This window comes from Bradyrhizobium japonicum USDA 6 (genome assembly GCF_000284375.1).
GTDB lineage: Bacteria > Pseudomonadota > Alphaproteobacteria > Rhizobiales > Xanthobacteraceae > Bradyrhizobium > Bradyrhizobium japonicum.
The window spans coordinates 2,746,309-2,762,816 of record NC_017249.1 but is presented as its reverse complement, the minus strand read 5'-3'; the positions used below and the strand labels follow the sequence as shown (position 1 = coordinate 2,762,816).

General features: G+C 62.8%; 16 protein-coding genes. 9 read left to right on the top strand and 7 right to left on the bottom strand.

The window, feature by feature from the left end; all coding sequences use genetic code 11:
• Positions 1 to 44 precede the first annotated feature (44 nt).
• The 3 genes from BJ6T_RS12915 to BJ6T_RS12905 are packed head-to-tail and all read left to right on the top strand — an operon-like array spanning position 45 to position 4,713.
• Complete coding sequence (locus BJ6T_RS12915) at positions 45 to 1,844, top strand: FAD-dependent oxidoreductase (RefSeq protein ID WP_014492812.1); 1,800 nt, start codon at positions 45 to 47, stop codon at positions 1,842 to 1,844.
• On the top strand, positions 1,814 to 3,661 hold the full coding sequence (locus BJ6T_RS12910) for a 2-oxoacid:acceptor oxidoreductase subunit alpha (RefSeq protein WP_014492811.1): 1,848 nt from the start codon (positions 1,814 to 1,816) through the stop codon (positions 3,659 to 3,661). The genes BJ6T_RS12915 and BJ6T_RS12910 overlap by 31 nt, the downstream gene beginning before the upstream one ends.
• Positions 3,658 to 4,713 (top strand): 2-oxoacid:ferredoxin oxidoreductase subunit beta, encoded by a 1,056-nt coding sequence (locus BJ6T_RS12905; RefSeq protein WP_014492810.1) that lies wholly within the window; start codon positions 3,658 to 3,660, stop codon positions 4,711 to 4,713. Before BJ6T_RS12910 ends, BJ6T_RS12905 begins: the two co-directional genes overlap by 4 nt.
• Here BJ6T_RS12905 and BJ6T_RS12900 read toward each other — a convergent pair whose 3' ends face one another.
• From BJ6T_RS12900 to BJ6T_RS12890, 3 genes are all read right to left on the bottom strand, one after another.
• Entirely contained in the window at positions 4,714 to 5,160 is a 447-nt protein-coding gene (locus tag BJ6T_RS12900; RefSeq protein WP_014492809.1) for a DUF4399 domain-containing protein, read from the bottom strand.
• A gap of 17 nt (positions 5,161 to 5,177) precedes the next feature.
• Positions 5,178 to 6,794, bottom strand: a complete 1,617-nt coding sequence (locus BJ6T_RS12895; protein WP_028170636.1) for an SUMF1/EgtB/PvdO family nonheme iron enzyme — start codon at positions 6,792 to 6,794, stop codon at positions 5,178 to 5,180.
• A gap of 262 nt (positions 6,795 to 7,056) precedes the next feature.
• Positions 7,057 to 7,641: an STM3941 family protein gene (locus tag BJ6T_RS12890; RefSeq protein ID WP_014492807.1), complete on the bottom strand. Its 585-nt coding sequence runs from the start codon at positions 7,639 to 7,641 to the stop codon at positions 7,057 to 7,059.
• 208 nt (positions 7,642 to 7,849) lie between these two features.
• On the opposite strand from BJ6T_RS12890, the gene BJ6T_RS12885 reads away from it, so the two are divergent.
• The 6 genes from BJ6T_RS12885 to BJ6T_RS12860 all read left to right on the top strand — a co-directional run bounded on the left by BJ6T_RS12885 (position 7,850) and on the right by BJ6T_RS12860 (position 10,637).
• The gene (locus BJ6T_RS12885; protein WP_014492806.1) at positions 7,850 to 8,470 is read left to right on the top strand and encodes a hypothetical protein; all 621 of its coding nucleotides are present in this window, start codon (positions 7,850 to 7,852) and stop codon (positions 8,468 to 8,470) included.
• Positions 8,471 to 8,509: 39 nt separating this feature from the next.
• Entirely contained in the window at positions 8,510 to 8,959 is a 450-nt protein-coding gene (locus BJ6T_RS12880; RefSeq protein ID WP_014492805.1) for a DsrE family protein, read from the top strand.
• A gap of 220 nt (positions 8,960 to 9,179) precedes the next feature.
• Positions 9,180 to 9,503, top strand: coding sequence for an ArsR/SmtB family transcription factor (locus tag BJ6T_RS12875; RefSeq protein WP_028170635.1), 324 nt, complete (start codon positions 9,180 to 9,182; stop codon positions 9,501 to 9,503).
• Positions 9,500 to 9,931, top strand: a complete 432-nt coding sequence (locus tag BJ6T_RS12870) for an SRPBCC family protein (protein WP_014492803.1) — start codon at positions 9,500 to 9,502, stop codon at positions 9,929 to 9,931. Before BJ6T_RS12875 ends, BJ6T_RS12870 begins: the two co-directional genes overlap by 4 nt.
• A 44-nt stretch (positions 9,932 to 9,975) precedes the next feature.
• The gene (locus BJ6T_RS12865; RefSeq protein WP_014492802.1) at positions 9,976 to 10,194 is read left to right on the top strand and encodes a hypothetical protein; all 219 of its coding nucleotides are present in this window, start codon (positions 9,976 to 9,978) and stop codon (positions 10,192 to 10,194) included.
• A 2-nt stretch (positions 10,195 to 10,196) separates the two neighbouring features.
• Complete coding sequence (locus BJ6T_RS12860) at positions 10,197 to 10,637, top strand: DUF1801 domain-containing protein (protein WP_014492801.1); 441 nt, start codon at positions 10,197 to 10,199, stop codon at positions 10,635 to 10,637.
• An 89-nt stretch (positions 10,638 to 10,726) separates the two neighbouring features.
• Here the strand turns inward: BJ6T_RS12860 and BJ6T_RS12855 are convergent, their stop codons facing one another.
• From BJ6T_RS12855 to BJ6T_RS12840, 4 genes are all read right to left on the bottom strand, one after another.
• Positions 10,727 to 12,262 (bottom strand): SpoVR family protein, encoded by a 1,536-nt coding sequence (locus BJ6T_RS12855; protein ID WP_014492800.1) that lies wholly within the window; start codon positions 12,260 to 12,262, stop codon positions 10,727 to 10,729.
• Complete coding sequence (locus tag BJ6T_RS12850; protein WP_028170634.1) at positions 12,259 to 13,536, bottom strand: YeaH/YhbH family protein; 1,278 nt, start codon at positions 13,534 to 13,536, stop codon at positions 12,259 to 12,261. The genes BJ6T_RS12855 and BJ6T_RS12850 overlap by 4 nt, the downstream gene beginning before the upstream one ends.
• Positions 13,537 to 13,555: 19 nt before the next feature.
• Positions 13,556 to 15,499: a PrkA family serine protein kinase gene (locus tag BJ6T_RS12845; RefSeq protein WP_028147053.1), complete on the bottom strand. Its 1,944-nt coding sequence runs from the start codon at positions 15,497 to 15,499 to the stop codon at positions 13,556 to 13,558.
• A gap of 299 nt (positions 15,500 to 15,798) precedes the next feature.
• The gene (locus BJ6T_RS12840; protein ID WP_014492797.1) at positions 15,799 to 16,473 is read right to left on the bottom strand and encodes an STM3941 family protein; all 675 of its coding nucleotides are present in this window, start codon (positions 16,471 to 16,473) and stop codon (positions 15,799 to 15,801) included.
• Positions 16,474 to 16,508 lie beyond the last annotated feature (35 nt).

The window sequence follows — 16,508 nt, the reverse complement described above, 5'->3', positions numbered from 1 at the left end:
AGAAAAGGCCGCCGGGTCTTTGGGCCTGTGCGGACAGGGTAGGAATGAAACCGACCGATATCGCGGCCCCCGACTACTTTCACAAAGTAGTCGATTGCCAGTGGGCCTGTCCTGCACACACCCCGGTTCCCGAATACATCCGACTGATCGCACAAGGCCACTACAGCGACGCCTACATGATCAATTGGAAATCGAACGTGTTTCCCGGAATTCTGGGACGCACCTGCGATCGTCCATGCGAGCCGGCGTGCCGGCGCGGACGCGTCGAGGAAACGCCGGTGGCGATCTGCCGCCTCAAGCGCGTCGCCGCTGACTTCAAGGACGACATCAGGCAGCGTCTGCCGAAGCCTTCAGCCAAGAACGGCAAGCGCGTCGCATTCGTCGGCGGTGGCCCGGCCTCGCTGACGGTGGCGCGCGATCTTGCCCCGCTCGGCTATCACTGCACCGTGTTCGACGGCGATCCCGAGGCCGGCGGCATGATGCGCACGCAAATCCCGAAATTCCGCCTGCCCAATTCGGTCATCGACGAGGAGACCGGCTACATCCTCAATCTCGGCGTCGAGTTCAAGGGCGGTCATCGCATCGAGAGCATGAAGGCACTGCTCGCAGAGAAATACGACGCGATCTTCGTCGGCTCCGGCGCGCCGCGCGGACGCGAGCTCGACGTTCCCGGCCGGAAGGAAGCGGCTGGCAATGTCCATATCGGCATCGAGTGGCTAGCCAACGTGTCGTTCGGCCATGTCGACAAGATCGGTAAACGCGTCATCGTGCTCGGCGGCGGCAACACGGCGATGGATTGCTGCCGCACCGCGCGCCGGCTCGGCGGCGAGAAAGTCACCGTGGTCGTGCGTTCCGGCTTCGAGGAGATGAAGGCCTCGCCCTGGGAGAAGGAAGACGCGATCCACGAGGACATCCCGATCCTCAACTACATGGTGCCGGTGGCATTCAAGCATGTCGCCGGCAAGCTCATCGGCGTCACCTTCCAGCACGTCAAAGCCGAATACGACGCCAAAGGCCGCCGCAATCTGGTGCCTTCGGGCGACCCCGATCAGACCATTCCCTGCGACGACGTGCTGGTCGCGGTCGGCCAGGAGAATGCCTTCCCCTGGATCGAGCAGGATTGCGGCATTGAGTTCGACAAATGGCACATGCCCAAGGTCGATCCGAAGACCTTCGTCTCGACCAATCCGAAAGTGTTCTTCGGCGGCGACGCCGCGTTCGGCCCGAAGAACATCATCTGGGCCGTGGCGCAGGGCCACGACGCCGCGCTGTCGATCCACAAGATGCTGTCGGGCGATGACATCACCGAACGGCCACTGCCGGAGGTGCAAATCTCCTCGCAGAAGATGGGCATCCACGAATGGAGCTATGACAACGACATCTCCAACGACAAGCGCTTCAAGGTTCCGCATCGCGACAAGGTGATTGCGCTGAAGGACATCCGCACCGAGGTCGAGCTCGGCTACGACGTCAAGCTGGCGCTGGGCGAAGCCGAGCGCTGCCTAAACTGCGACGTCCAGACCGTGTTCTCGACCTCGCTCTGCATCGAGTGCGACGCCTGCGCCGACATCTGCCCGATGGACTGCATCACCTTCACTGACAATGGCGAGGAAAGCGACCTGCGCCATCGCCTAAAGGCGCCCTCGCCGCATCCGGACCAGGACCTCTACGTGTCCAGCGACCTCAAGACCGGGCGCGTGATGGTCAAGGACGAGGATGTCTGCCTGCATTGCGGGCTGTGCGCCGAGCGTTGTCCCACCGGAGCCTGGGACATGCAGAAATATTTCATCGAGATGACTCACGCAGGTTCGACATGTCCGACAAAAAGCCGCTCAGCAGCGTAAACGACTTCGTCGTCCGTTTCGCCAACGTCAACGGCTCGGGCTCGGCCAGCGCCAACGAGATGTTCGCGCGCGCGATCCTGCGCCACGGCGTTCCGGTCTCCCCCCGCAACATCTTCCCCTCCAACATCCAGGGCCTGCCGACCTGGTACGAGGTGCGGGTGACGGAAGACGGCCATCTCGGCGCCCGTGGCGGCGTCGACATGATGGTGGCGATGAACCCGCAGACCTGGGACAAGGACGTCGCCGGCATCGAGCCCGGCGGCTATCTGTTCTACGATTCCACCAAGCCGATGCCGTCGACGAAATTCCGCGACGACATCACCGTGATCGGCGTGCCGCTCACCGCGATCACCAACTCGACCTACACCGATCCGCGCCAGCGCCAGCTGTTCAAGAACATCATCTATCTGGGCAGCCTCTCGGCGCTGCTCGACATGGACCCGAAGCTGATCGAGCAGCTGATCGGCGAGCAGTACAAGGGCAAGGAGAAGCTGCTCTCCTCCAACGTCCATGCGCTGCATCTCGGCCGCGACTGGGCGCTGCAGAATTTGAAATGCCCGATCGGGCTGCGGGTCAAGAAAACCGACAAGGTCGGCGACCGCATCTTCATCGAGGGCAACAGCGCCGCCGCGCTCGGCGCGGTCTATGGCGGCGCCACCGTGTGCGCCTGGTATCCGATCACGCCGTCCTCGTCGGTGGCGGAGGCTTTCACCGCCCACTGCAAGAAGTACCGGCATGATCCCGAGACCGGCAAGGCGAAATACGCGATCGTGCAAGGCGAGGACGAGCTGGCTTCGATCGGCATCGTCATCGGCGCCTCCTGGAACGGCGCCCGCGCCTTCACCGCGACCTCCGGCCCCGGCATCTCCTTGATGACCGAGTTCATCGGCCTCTCCTATTTCGCGGAGATCCCGGCCGTGATCATGAACATCCAGCGCGCCGGTCCCTCGACCGGCATGCCGACCCGCACCCAGCAATGCGACATCATCGCCTGCGCCTATGCTTCGCATGGCGACACCAAGCACGTGCTGCTGTTCCCGGAAGATCCGGCCGAGGCCTTCGAGTTCGCGGCGGCCGCATTCGATCTTGCCGAGCGGCTCCAGACCACGATCTTCCTGATGCTCGACCTCGACATCGGGATGAACCACCGTCTCTGCCGCCCGCTGAAGTGGGACGACGCGAAACAGTATGACCGCGGCAAGGTGATGACTACGGAGATGCTGGAGGAAGGCCGCGACTTCGGCCGCTATCTCGACGTCGACGGCGATGGCATTCCCTACCGCACCTATCCCGGCACACATCCGACCAAGGGCTCCTATTTCACCCGCGGCACCTCGCGCGATCGCTATGCGCGCTACTCCGAGGAAGGCTCGGTCTATGCCGACAACATGCAGCGCCTGGTGCGCAAGTTCGAGACCGCGCAGGACCTGGTCCCGCGCCCGCTCCAGGCCAACGCGGAACGGCCGACCAAATATGGCGTGATCTATTTCGGCTCGACCTCACCCGCGATGGACGAGGCGATCGGCCTGCTGGAGGCGCGCGGACATCAGCTCGACCGCCTGCGCATCCGCGCCTTCCCGTTCCACTCGAGCGTGGCGAGCTTCCTCGCCGAGCACGACTTCGTCTACGTGGTCGAACAGAACCGCGACGCCCAGCTCCGCCAGCTCATCGTCAACGAGAACGGCATCGACCCGGTGCGCCTCGTGCCGATCGTGCATTACGACGGCACCCCGATCACCGCCCGCTTCATCGCAAAAGCCATTGGCGACCACCAGGATCACCTCAAGGTGACCCCGCTCCGCAAGGCCGTGTCATGACCTATATTGCCAAACCGAAGTTTCATCATCCGGGCCTGAAGAAGAACGAGCTCGGCTACACGCACCGGGACTACGAGGGCAAGATCTCGACGCTGTGCGCCGGCTGCGGCCATGACTCGATCACGGCCTCGATCATCGAGGCCTGCTACGAGCTCTCGATCGAACCGCATCGGGTCGCGAAAATTTCGGGCATCGGCTGCTCGTCGAAGACGCCGGACTATTTCCTCGGCAATTCGCACGGCTTCAACTCGGTGCACGGCCGCATGCCCAGCGTGCTCACCGGCGCCAACCTCGCCAACCGCGACCTGATCTATCTCGGCGTCTCCGGCGACGGCGATTCGGCCTCGATCGGCTTCGGCCAGTTCGCGCATTCGATCCGGCGCGGCGTCAACATGACCTATATCGTCGAGAACAACGGCGTCTATGGCCTGACCAAGGGCCAGTTCTCGGCGACCGCCGACCGCGGCTCGAAGTCCAAGAAAGGCGTCACCAACACCGACAACGCGATCGACCTCGTCGCGATCGCGCTGCAGCTAGGGGCCACCTTCGTCGCGCGCTCGTTCTCCGGCGACAAGACCCAGCTCGTGCCGCTGATCGCCGCCGCGATCCGCCACAAGGGCGCGTCCTTCATCGACGTCATCAGCCCCTGCATCGCCTTCAACAACCACGCAGGCTCGACCAAGAGCTTCGACTATGTGCGCGAGCACAATGACGCCGTGAACCGGCTCGACGTGCTGGTCGGCCGCGATCCCATCGCCGTCGATTACGCGCCGGGAACGGTGCAGGTGGTCGAGCAGCATGACGGCAGCAAGATCGCACTGCGCAAGATCGACGCCGACTACGATCCGCATGACCGGCTCGGCGCCCAGACCTTCCTGCAGAAGCACGCCGCCAAGGGCCAGATCGTCACCGGTCTGCTCTACGTCGATCCTGACGCGGAAGACCTGCACGCGCATCTCAACACCGTCGAGACGCCGCTCAATACGCTGGAAGCGGATACGCTGTGCCCGGGCTCGGCGGCACTGGACAAGTTCAACGCCAGCCTGCGGTGATCATCTCCCGCGCTCGACCGGCTGCCTGACACGTATGGTGATCTTGTCCGATACGACAGGCGGCTCGAACGGATAGTGCTTCGCGTCGCCCAGCACCAGTTGCAGCGTGTGCGTCCCGGGGGGAAGTTCGAGCATGGTTTCGGTCTGCCCCGCCCCGAAGTGCAGATGCGACTTGTCCTGCGGGATTGGCTCCTTGGGATCGATGGGATCTTTGACGTCGACCAGCAAATGATGATGGCCTGCGTTCTGGTACTCGTCGCCGGCGTGCGTCACGCCCATGTTGCGCAAGCCGAACCGGACCCAGAACCCGCCGCGAACCTTCTGCCCGTCGCGCGGGGTGATGAAATAAAGCTTGGCATCCTTGGGAGCGGTCTTGCCCTGCGGATAGGCGACGCCTGGGAGCAATGCGAGCGCCGCCGCAAGGGCGGCGCAACGAATGATCTGCATCGAAATGACTCCACCACTTAAGGACTTAGAGCAACGCGGAATCCATGCGTCGGATAGCGAACATTGGTATCGTAGCCATCGCGGTTGGACGGCCTCACATATCTCGAATCGTTCTTCCATGAACCCGAGCGCAGGACATGCGACGAGCAGTCGCCGCCGGTCCATGCCGAGCCGTCACCGGGTGCGCCCTGATAGGTCCTGCGCCAGCAGTCCTCGACCCACTGATCGACACCGCCACCCATGTCGTGGAGGCCGAACGGATTCGGTTTGAAGCTGCCGACCTTCGCCGGCTGCTCGGCCGCGAGGTCACCGCAATCCTTGCATCCCGCCATGCCCGGCTGGAGCTTGTCGCCCCACCAATATTTCGTCTGCGTCCCGCCGCGCGCGGCGTATTCCCATTCGGCTTCGCTCGGAAGCCGGTACGACTTCTTCGTGTTCCGCGCGAGCCAGGCCGCATATTGCTGCGCGTCGGTCCAGCTCACATTGGTGATCGGCGCATCGTCCTTGCCGATGGCGGTGAAGCCGCATGCCTTTGCAGCCGCGCATTCGTTCCATTCCTGCACGGTCACCGGATATTTGCCGATCGAGAACGGCTTGACCGTGACCTGGTGGACGGGACGTTCGGTCGGGTCGTCATTGCTTCCCATCGCGAAGTTGCCGCCGCGAATGGCGACCATCTCGGGTTCACGGATGGGTGTGGCCGATGGGCTTGGTGCTGGACTTGACGCTGAAGCACTTGGCGCTGAAGCACTTGGCGCCGAAGCACTTGACGCCGCAGCACTTGGCGCCGAAGCACTTGGCGCCGGAGCGGGCGATGGAGATGGTGCCGCCAATGAAGGAGACGGCTGCGGCGTTTGTGTCGCGGCTTCTCGCGGTGCAGGTTGCGGGCTCGGTGATGCGACCGGAGCAACGCTCGGCGCGGCGGCCTGCTCACTCCCCCTGCGCCACGGCTGCGCCAGCAGATACCACAGCACACCGGCAGCGATCACGAGGAGCGTGACGCCCAGAAGGAAGATCAAGGTATTCTCGCGCCGGCCTCGCGTCCGCCCCATCGCATCTGCGTCCGGCAGCACGCGATAGACGCGCACCGGATCGGTGATGTTCTTGACCTTGCGGTCGCCGAGCGACTCATAGCCGCATACCACCTTGTGCTTGATCTGCTCGTAGATCGCGCCCGAGATATAGACCTGACCGGGTTCGGCGATACCCTCGATGCGCGTGGCGATGTTGACGCCGTCGCCGTAGATATCGTCCGGCTCTACGATCACATCACCAAGATTGACGCCAATCCGATATTCGATCCGAGAGTCCTTCGGAAGCGAAGCGTTGCGCCCGACGAGATTTTGCTGAATGACGATGCTGCAGCGAACGGCCTCGACGGGACTGTCGAAGATCGCGATGAAGCCGTCTCCCGTCGTCTTCACCAACGCTCCGTGGTGTTCGATGATGCTGGGCTGGATGAGATCCCGCTCGATCCGCTTGACGCGAACATGCGTGCCTTCCTCGTCGGCCTGCATCAAGCGGCTGTAGGAAGCGATGTCACCGACGATGATTGCGGCGAGACGACGCGGCATCGAGCCGTGTGGAGGCGGCTCGTCATGATTTCCGGATCTGAAGTTACGAATCTCGCCCATTGCGGGGAACTCCACAAACGCGGGTGAGCTTACGACATCGAATTTCAGCTGTCTGTGAAGACTATCACATTGATGATCCGCGACAATCTCGTAGAAATCAGCGGCGCCGAGTTCCCGGGCAGAAGCGCCGCATGGATTGAACCTTCTCGGACCGACGGCGGACTAAGGCTCGCGCGACCACCCGGCGACGCAGCCTATGCCTGCTTCGACCGCCGCTGCGATGCGCGGCATCTTACCCGATGCCGGCGATTCCTCGCCCGCTTCAGCTGACAGCCTCGGGCTCCGGTTCAGGCTCCGGGACGGAGTGGTCCGAAGGGGCCGGTCGTCCGGCGCCCCAATATTGCCTGCAGGCCTCGAGCAATGTCTTGACGTCCATGGTCAGGCCGCCCGCATTGACGATCACGCTGTCAGCGCCAAGCGTCTTGTTCATCAGCGACAAGGCACGCCGCAGGAAGCCCCCGGAGAACCGCCCGGCAACAAGGGGATCGAGCTTGAGCACCACGAACTTCTGCAGGCGCTGCTCCCAGATCTGTATCTTCCGCACGGAGCTCCAGGCGATGGTCTCGTCGCCGAGCCTGATGTCGCGAATGCCGACGCGGCTGATGAAGACGACCGGCGACCTGGCGGAGATCAACCTCCAGAGCATCCTGAAGGTGGCAAGGCCGAAAAACACCGCGCCGACATAGCAGGCGGCGACCTCGAACGTGGTGATGTTCTTGCCTTGCTGCCACGTGAATGCGAGCGCAGCGCAGAGCAGCGTCAACAGCAGACCGGCGCCGAAAGACACCAGCAGCCGTCCCCGGGAATAGCCGATCGTAATGTTGGGCAAGTTCTGACCTACGGACATGTTCGACCGCCACCAGCCTTTTGCAGCAACCCTGGGTTTACGAACGCCCCGTCTTCCAAGTCATTAGGACTGGAACCTTGCGCGAGGCTGCCCTCGGGAATGCAAGGCATCGGCACTTGAACGCGCGGCGTTCGGCTTGCGACTAACCGCCAGTCGGCTCTCACCCCCTCCGATGCGGCCGTCAACAGTTCACGCGCCCGGTGCGACCATGAAGCTTGCCCTCCTCCTTCCGCTTGTCCTTGCCGCCTTCGTCGGCGCCGCCCGCGCCGAGGAGGCCGACGATATCCGCGAGCCGACCAAGGCCGAGGCCGAAACCTTCAACACGCGCATGTATGCCGGGACGCCCGGCCGCAAGGCCTATGCCTGCTTCGTCCGCCGCTACGATGCCGCGCATCTGGCGCGGCATCCGAAGCAGAAGGTCGCCTCGATGAAACTGCTGGTCTCGGCGGAATTGGACAAGGAGGACAAGGAGCTGCACAACTCCTTCCGGCTCGGCTTCAGATACCGCCACCGCGCCGGCGATTTCGACTCCAGTGGCTCCTGTAACCACGCTGTTTTCACCGAGGACGGCATAGAGATCCGGCTCGGCTGCGGTGTCGACTGCGAAGGCGGCGGTATCGGCGTTGCGCTCTCCAGGGACGACAAGTCGGCGATCGTACGGCTGGCGCGGGTCAGGGTCTGGCAGAACAACAAGCCGGATGACGAAGCCGAGCAATCGCTGGTCGCTGGTGCCGACGACGGCATTTTCCGCCTCGACCGCACCGACAACAGCGAATGCGCCTCGCTGGTGACGGACCGCAAGGAACTCGCCGCGCTGCGTCACAAGTGATAGGCCTCGGCGAAATCAGGCCAGTCGAGGGAGATCGCCATGAACCGCCGGAGCATCTTGTGGAGCGCCGTCTCGGCCCTGGGCGCGGCGCTTGGCGGCTCCAGCGCGAAGGCGGCGACGGAAGCCGGCGCGGGCAACAAGCTCAAGGTCGTCTATCACCTGAGCGACGCCGAGAAGGTCAATTTCGTGCTCGGCAACATCCAGAACCACATTGACGGCGTCGGCGGTCCCCAACACGTCACCATCGCGCTGGTGATCCACGGGCCGGCGCTGAAGGCGTTTCACCGGGCGCAGGCCAACCCCGACCTCGGCAAGCGCGTCGGCGATTTCTCCAGGGACGGTGTCGAGCTCGCGGCGTGCGCCAACACGATGAAGGCGCAGAACGTCACGCTGACGGGTTTGCTGCCGGGCTTCGTCAGCGCGGAGAAGGGCGGCGTGGTCCGTTTGGCCGAGCTCCAGTCGCAGGGTTATCTCTACCTGCGGCCTTAGGCGCTGCGCGCGGCGCCGCCACATTCTCCGTCATTGCGAGCGCAGCGAAGCAATCCAGTCCCCTCCGCGGAGGCAGACTGGATTGCTTCGTCGCAAGGGCTCCTCGCAATGACGGTGGATAGGGTTGCGCCAGCGAACGCCACATCCTCCCAATCCGCTTGACTTATCCATAACTCCAGAGTTATGAGTTTATCCATAACTTATGGGTTATGGATTTCACATGTCCGCCGCGCACGATCTTCTGTTCAGGACGCTCGCCGATCCGACCCGGAGGGCGATCTTCGAGCGGCTGTGCCGCGACGGCGAGCAGACGGTCGGAGCACTGACCGCGACCTCAGGCGTTTCCCAGCCGGCGGTCTCGAAACATCTCGGCGCGCTGAAGCAGGCCGGGCTGGTGCGCGACCGCCATGCAGGACGCCAGACCCATTACAGCGCGCAGCCGGGCGCGCTGAATCCGCTGATCGACTGGACCGGCCAGATGGCCGGCTTCTGGCAGAACCGGCTCGATGCACTCGACGATCTCCTGAAGAGGATGGACCAATGACCGAAGCCGCCGCCGAGATGCGCTCCGTGGTGATCGAGCGCGAATTCGCCTTTCCGGCCGAGCGGATCTGGCGCGCGCTGACGCAGCCGCATCTGATCGAGGAATGGCTGATGAAGAACGACTTCAAGCCGGTCGTCGGTCATCGCTTCAATCTTCGCGGCGAATGGGGCGGCGTGCTGGACTGCGAGGTCCTCACCATCGAGCCGCAGCGCGCGCTCGCCTATACCTGGAATTTCTCGCATGAGGACGCGGCGTTCGATCTGAAAAGCGTGGTGACCTTCACGCTGACACCGACGAACGCGGGCACGCATTTGCGCGTCGAGCAGGCGGGCTTCAGCCCGACGCAGAAGCAGGCCTATGGCGGCGCGCATGCCGGCTGGAAGCAGTTCTTCGCCAAGCTGGACGAGGTGCTGGCGCGGGCTGACTAGGTCCGTCGCCGGCCTTCATTCGATCATCTCAAGAGGAGGTTTCATTGACCGGGAATATGTGGGTTCGACAGATCCATCGCTGGCTGTCCATTGCTTTCACGCTCGCCGTGATCGCGAACATTGTTGCCTTGACGCTGCAAATCCAGGCCACCTGGATCGGGCTGCTGGCATTCGTCCCGCTGATTCCGTTGCTCGCTACCGGGCTCTACATGTTCGCGCTGCCCTATGTCGGCCGTCGCAGCGACGCGCGGCAAGAGGCGTGATCATGAAGAAGGCGGTAACCGCGAAGACAAGCAGCGCGACCAAGACGGACGGCGCTTCACCCTCCAGGATGATCGACGGCAGGATCAAGGAGCTCGGTGACTGGCGCGGCGAGATGCTGGGGCGAATCCGCGGCCTGATCAAGGAGGCCGATCCTGACGTCGTCGAGGAATGGAAATGGCGCGGCGTTCCCGTGTGGGAGCACGACGGCATCATCTGCACCGGCGAGACCTACAAGGCCGTCGTGAAGCTGACTTTCGCCAAGGGCGCGGCGCTGGACGACCCGGCCGGCCTGTTCAATTCGAGCCTCGACGGAAACGTGCGCCGCGCGATCGACATTCGCGAAGGCGAAAAGATCAACGAGAAGGCATTGAAGGCGCTGATCCGCGCGGCGGTGGAGCTGAATGCGTCCAAGAAGAAGCCGGCGAAGAAGCGATCGACTTAGACCACATTAGGTCGATGCAAGTTCTTGGTGACGGCCGGAGCGAGCGCCTCGTCCTTCGAGACGACCGCTCTGCGGTCTCCTCAGCTGCCTCAGGCCGCCGCCGGGATCGGACGCGGGCTTACGACATATTCGCGCAGGACCTTGTCGTTGGCATCGACCTCGATCAGCGAGACGTCGTAGGTCCAGAGATCGGCGAGGTGCTGGAGCACGCGCTTGGCGTCGGTCTCGTTGAGCTGCGAGCCCTTGATGACGTGGTGATGCAGGATCAGCCGGCGGTCGCCGGAGAGATCGACGTCGACCACTTCGATATTGGCATCGATGAAGCCAACATCATGCTGCCGCGCCAGCTCGCGCCGCACCCGGCGGAAGCCGCGATCGTCGTGGATGGCATCGACCCGGATGCCGGCGCGCTCCTCGGGATCGTCGTGCAGGTGGAACATGCGGAAGTGCCGCATCAGCTTCGGGCTCAGGAACTGCGCGATGAAGCTTTCGTCACGGTAGTTGGCCCAGACGTCGCGCAGCACGCCCATCACGTCGTTCTTGCCAGCAATATCGGGGAACCACTCGCGGTCCTCGTCCTCCGGCCTGGTGACGATGCGCTCGATGTCCTGCATCACTGCAAAGCCGAGCGCATAGGGATTGAAGCCGGAGAAGCGCGGATCGTCGAATTCGGGCTGGAACACCACATTGGTGTGCGATTGCAGGAATTCGAGGAAGTTGCCGTCGGAGATGCGGCCTTGCTGATGCAGCTTGGTCATGATGCGATAGTGGACGTAGGTCGCCGTCCCCTCGTTCATCACCTTGGTCTGGCTCTGCGGATAGAAATATTGCGCGATGTGGCGGACGATGCGCAAAAGCTCGCGCTGCCAGGGCGCCAGCCGCGGCGCGCTCTTCTCCAGGAAGTAGAGCAGGTTTTCCTGCGGCAGGCCGAGCAGCTTGCGGCGGCGTTCGATGCTGAGCGCGGAGCGGGTCTTCGACGCCCCCTTCGGCACGGTGCGCCAGAGGTCGTTGAAGACTTCCTCCTCGTGCTGACGGCGGCGCCCTGCCCGCTTCTCCTCGGAGCGCAGATCCAGCTTCTTCTTGCCGGGATAGCGGTCGATGCCGTGCGACATCAGCGCATGCGCGGCATCCAGGGTGCGCTCGACCTCGACGCGGCCGTAGCGCTCCTCGCAGGTCATGACGTAGTTCTTGGCAAAGTCGAGATAGTCCAGGATGCCGTCGGCGTCGGTCCACTGCTTGAACAGATAGTTGTTCTTGAAGAAGTGGTTGTGGCCGAAGGCGGCGTGCGCGATCACCAGCGTCTGCATCGTCGCCGTGTTCTCCTCCATCAGGTAGGAGATGCAGGGCGAGGAGTTGATCACGATCTCATAGGCGAGCCCCATCAGGCCCTTGCGATACGAGGCCTCGTGGAACGCGAAGTGCTTGCCGAACGACCAGTGCTTGTAGAACAGCGGCATGCCGACGGAGGAGTAGGCATCCAGCATCTGCTCGGCGGTGATGACCTCGATCTGGTTCGGATAGACGTCGAGCCCGAGATCCTTCATCGCCACCTCCTCGCAGGCATCGGTGATGCGCTGCAAGGTGTGGAAATCCCAATCGGCGCCTTCGAACAAGCGTTCCGTCATGGAGCGGCTTTCTCCTGGGAAGTTTCGCGGCGCTGGAACAGATCGTGGAACACCGGGAAGATCTCGCTGCGCTCGCTGACCTTGCGCATCGAGAGCGGTGCGCCGCTGTTGCGCAGGCGGTCGTAGAGGGTCCAGAGCGAGGAGTCAGAGAGATCGAAGGCGCTGCCGCCGGACTCCCCGACCTCGAGATAGGCAAAGAACTGGCAGACCGGCAGGATCTTGTCGGTCAGCAGCATGCCCGTGAGCTCGCCGTCGGAATAGGAATTGTCGCCGTCCGAGGCTTGCGCAGCGTAGATGTTCCAGTCCGACGGGTTGAAGCGCTCGCGCACGATCTCGTGCATGGCGTGGAGCGCGCTGGAGACCAGCGTGCCGCCCGAGGCCGGACCGTAGAAGAAGGTCTGCTCGTCCACCTCCTCGGCGCGGTCGGTGTGGCGGATGAAGACGATCTCGACATGCTTGTAGCGCCGCTTCAGGAACACGTAGAGCAGCATGTAGAAGCGCTTGGCGAGGTCCTTCATGTGCTCGGACATCGAGCCGGAGACGTCCATCAGGCAGAACATCACCGCCTGCGCGACCGGCCGCGGCACCTTCTCGTAGCGACGGTAGCGGATATCGAGCGGGTCGACGAAGGGAATGCGCTTGGTCTTCGCCTTCAGCTTTTCGAGCTCGGCGAGCAGCAGCACACGCTCGTCTTCGTCGGTGCATGCCGCGATCGCGGCTTCCAGCTCCTCGATCTCCTCCTTGCGGGGACGCCTGAGCGCGATGCGGCGCGCCAGCGCGAGCTTCACCGTCCGGCTGACCGAGATGTTGGCGGGCGAGCCGGACGTGGTGTAGCCGGCGCGCTGGATGCCCTCGCTCTCGGTCTGCGCGATCTTGCGCTTGGCAAGATCCGGCAGCTCGAGGTCGTCGAGGAACAGATCCACGAACTCGTCGCGGGAGAGGACGAAGCGGAACGCGTCCTCGCTGTCGCCTTCTCCGGGACCGGAATCCTTGGCGCCGCCCTGGCCGGATCGCTGGAGGTAATCGCCCTCGATGAACTTCTTGTTCCCGGGCAACACCATGTCACGCGTTCCGCCTTCACGGCGGAAACGCGGCTCGTGCATGCCGTCGAGCGGTATCGTGACCTCACCACCCTCCAGGACATCCTTGATGTCGCGTTCCTGCGAGGTCTTCTTGACGGCGCCCTGCACCAGGGATTTGGCCCGACGCAAGAACCGCTGCCGGTTCTCAAGACTCTTGCCGCCTGGATTCAGGCGCCTGTCAATAATGTGAATGGGCACTTTTCCATCCGCCTTAACCGGCCTGCTTCACACGCATGTACCATTCGACGAGCCGGCGAACCTGACGCTCGGTGTAGCCGCGCTCCACCATGCGTGCGACGAACTCGCCGTGCTTCTTCTCCGTCTCGCCGTCCTTCTTCGACCCGAAGGAGATGACCGGAAGCAGGTCCTCGACCTGCGAGAATATCCGCTTTTCGATCACGTCGCGAATCTTCTCGTAGGAGATCCAGGTCGGATTCTTGCCGCTGTTCTGGGCCCGCGACCGTAACGAGAATTTGACTACCTCGTTGCGGAAGTCCTTCGGGTTGGCGATGCCCGCCGGCTTCTCGATTTTCGTCAGTTCCTGGTTCAAAAGCTCGCGATCCAGCAGCTGACCGGTGTCGGCATCCTTGAAGTCCTGATCCTCGATCCAGGCATCGGCGTAGTCGACGTAGCGGTCGAACAGATTCTGGCCGTAATCCGAGTAGGATTCGAGATAGGCCTTCTGGATCTCGTTGCCGATGAACTCGGCGTAGCGCGGCGCCAGCTCGGCCTTGATGAATTCGAGATAGCGCTTCTCGACTTCCTCGGGGAGCTGCTCGCGGCGGATCGACTGCTCCAGCGCGTACATCAGATGCACGGCGTCGGCCGCGACTTCCTGCGGATCGTGGTTGAAGGTCGCAGCCAGGATCTTGAAGGCAAAGCGCGTGGAGACGCCGTCCATGCCTTCGTCGACGCCGGCGGCATCGCGATATTCCTGGACGCTCCGTGCCTTCGGATCGGATTCCTTCAGGCTCTCGCCGTCATAGACCCGCAGCTTGCCGAACAGCGTGGAGTTCTCGTGCTTGCGCAGGCGCGACATCACCGAGAACCGCGCCAGCGTCTCCAGGGTCGAGGGTGCGCACGGCGCAGCCGCCAGCTCCGAGCCCTGGATCAGCTTTTCGTAGATCTTCTGCTCTTCGGTGACGCGGAGACAGTACGGCACCTTGATCACGCAGATGCGATCGATGAAGGCCTCGTTGTTCTTGTTGGCCTTGAAGCTCGACCACTCGGCTTCGTTCGAGTGCGCGAGGATCACGCCGGTGAAGGGAATCGCGCCGATATTCTCGGTGCCGATGTAGTTGTTTTCCTGCGTTGCGGTCAGCAACGGATGCAGCATCTTGATCGGCGCCTTGAACATCTCGACGAATTCAAGGATGCCCTGGTTGGCGCGATTGAGGCCGCCCGAATAGCTGTAGGCGTCGGGATCGTTCTGCGCGTAGGTCTCGAGCTTGCGGATGTCGACCTTGCCGACCAGCGACGAGATGTCCTGGTTGTTCTCGTCGCCGGGCTCGGTCTTGGAGACCGCAATCTGGCGCAGCCGCGACGGCTGGATTTTTGCGACTCTGAATTGAGAAATGTCGCCGCCGAAGGCTTCCAGCCGCTTGTAGCACCACGGGCTCATCAGGCCGGTGAGACGCCGGCGCGGAATGCCGTACTTCTCCTCCAGCATCGGCCCGAGATGATCGGGATCAAACAGGCTGAGCGGGCTTTCAAACACCGGGCTCAATTCATCGCCGGCTTTGAGCACGTAGATCGGCTGCACTTCCATCAGCGACTTCAAGCGCTCGGCGAGCGAGGATTTGCCGCCACCGACGGGGCCGAGCAGATAGAGGATCTGCTTGCGCTCCTCCAAGCCTTGCGCCGCGTGACGGAAGAAACCGACGATGCGCTCGATGGTTTCTTCCATGCCGTAGAAGCCGGCGAAAGCTGGATAGGTCCGGATGGTGCGGTTCAAAAAAATACGGCCAAGGCGTGGGTCCTTGGCCGTGTCAATCGTCTGGGGCTCACCGATGGCTGCTAGCAGTCGCTCGGCCGCGTTCGCGTATTTCATGGGATCGCTTCGACACGATTCCAGATATTCCGCCATCGACATGTCGTGTTGGCTTCTCGCCTCGAACGACTTAGCGAAAGCGTTGAATAGAGAATCGTTATACATGATCCCTCTCCGCGTGAGTTCCGCCACAAGCTGAAACGAAAGCAGTTACCGGACCGTTCCTCAGGCCATTTCGAATCAGCGTGAGCACATGACGATCATTGGACACCCTGGTGCCGACACGACGCAACGCACAACGTAGGCACTCATTGAGTTACGAACAGGCACATGCCTGTAATTTGTGCGAATCTGTATCTATCTTCGCTCATTTCCAGAAAATGTCACTTGGTCGCAACATCCGGGCATTACCGGGGATGAGCCCATCCGGCACTGCAACATGGAGCGATCTACGAGCGGCAATCTTATGACGCTTGTACGGCGAAGCCCTGCGTGCCGCGTTCATATTCCTGCTGCAATGCGGTGCGCACAGCGCTCGCGGCATGACAATCGCGGCAAGCGCGCAGCAGTGTATCAAAATCGGTCGCCAACCCCTCGGAGCGGATGACAATCCGTTCATTCTGCCGTTCATTCTGCCGTTCGTTCTCCGCACGGGGCGCCAAGGTGCTCATGGTGCAGAGCTGCCGCTGCAAGGCCGGCGTCAGCGTCAGCACGATCGCCTTGTGGCCGCGGCTTTCCTCAGCCGAAATCTCCGCAATCGAGTCCCACAGCAGAAATTCATTGCCAATGCGGAGGTCGCGGATGCCATAGGGGGTGACGATCACCACCGGTCCCCGCTCGGCGGGCAGCAGCCAGATCAGCCGGCCGGTCACCAGGCCGAACAGCACGACGCCGGCATAGCCGACCGTCGTATCGTAGTCGCCCAGACCGTCCCACCAGTCGAAAGCAAGGGTCGCGCTGAACAGGGTCAATGCGAAGCCCGCCGCGACCAGCAGCCGCAGCTGGGTCGTACATGGGCTGATTTCGAGATCGTGGGTCGCATCGATGCATGCGGCCGGCGCGACCGATTGCGGACTGTCGGCAGCAGCGAGCGTCAGGCGGTCGTGATGTGCGTGCATGCTCTTCCCCAGCATGGCCATTCGCGGCCGAGCGACGATCTATCAGGCGGACCGTA

Excerpts from the sequence above, each read along its gene's own strand:
- BJ6T_RS12860 (WP_014492801.1), top strand. The coding sequence starts at position 10,197 with ATGAAGAAGGCGGTAACCGCGAAGACAAGCAGCGCGACCAAGACGGAC.
- BJ6T_RS12875 (WP_028170635.1), top strand. The coding sequence starts at position 9,180 with ATGTCCGCCGCGCACGATCTTCTGTTCAGGACGCTCGCCGATCCGACC.
- BJ6T_RS12900 (WP_014492809.1), bottom strand. The coding sequence starts at position 5,160 with ATGCAGATCATTCGTTGCGCCGCCCTTGCGGCGGCGCTCGCATTGCTC.
- BJ6T_RS12895 (WP_028170636.1), bottom strand. The coding sequence starts at position 6,794 with ATGGGCGAGATTCGTAACTTCAGATCCGGAAATCATGACGAGCCGCCT.
- BJ6T_RS12915 (WP_014492812.1), top strand. The coding sequence starts at position 45 with ATGAAACCGACCGATATCGCGGCCCCCGACTACTTTCACAAAGTAGTC.
- BJ6T_RS12905 (WP_014492810.1), top strand. The coding sequence starts at position 3,658 with ATGACCTATATTGCCAAACCGAAGTTTCATCATCCGGGCCTGAAGAAG.
- BJ6T_RS12880 (WP_014492805.1), top strand. The coding sequence starts at position 8,510 with ATGAACCGCCGGAGCATCTTGTGGAGCGCCGTCTCGGCCCTGGGCGCG.
- BJ6T_RS12870 (WP_014492803.1), top strand. The coding sequence starts at position 9,500 with ATGACCGAAGCCGCCGCCGAGATGCGCTCCGTGGTGATCGAGCGCGAA.
- BJ6T_RS12885 (WP_014492806.1), top strand. The coding sequence starts at position 7,850 with ATGAAGCTTGCCCTCCTCCTTCCGCTTGTCCTTGCCGCCTTCGTCGGC.
- BJ6T_RS12855 (WP_014492800.1), bottom strand. The coding sequence starts at position 12,262 with ATGACGGAACGCTTGTTCGAAGGCGCCGATTGGGATTTCCACACCTTG.
- BJ6T_RS12910 (WP_014492811.1), top strand. The coding sequence starts at position 1,814 with ATGTCCGACAAAAAGCCGCTCAGCAGCGTAAACGACTTCGTCGTCCGT.
- BJ6T_RS12840 (WP_014492797.1), bottom strand. The coding sequence starts at position 16,473 with ATGGCCATGCTGGGGAAGAGCATGCACGCACATCACGACCGCCTGACG.
- BJ6T_RS12890 (WP_014492807.1), bottom strand. The coding sequence starts at position 7,641 with ATGTCCGTAGGTCAGAACTTGCCCAACATTACGATCGGCTATTCCCGG.
- BJ6T_RS12845 (WP_028147053.1), bottom strand. The coding sequence starts at position 15,499 with ATGTATAACGATTCTCTATTCAACGCTTTCGCTAAGTCGTTCGAGGCG.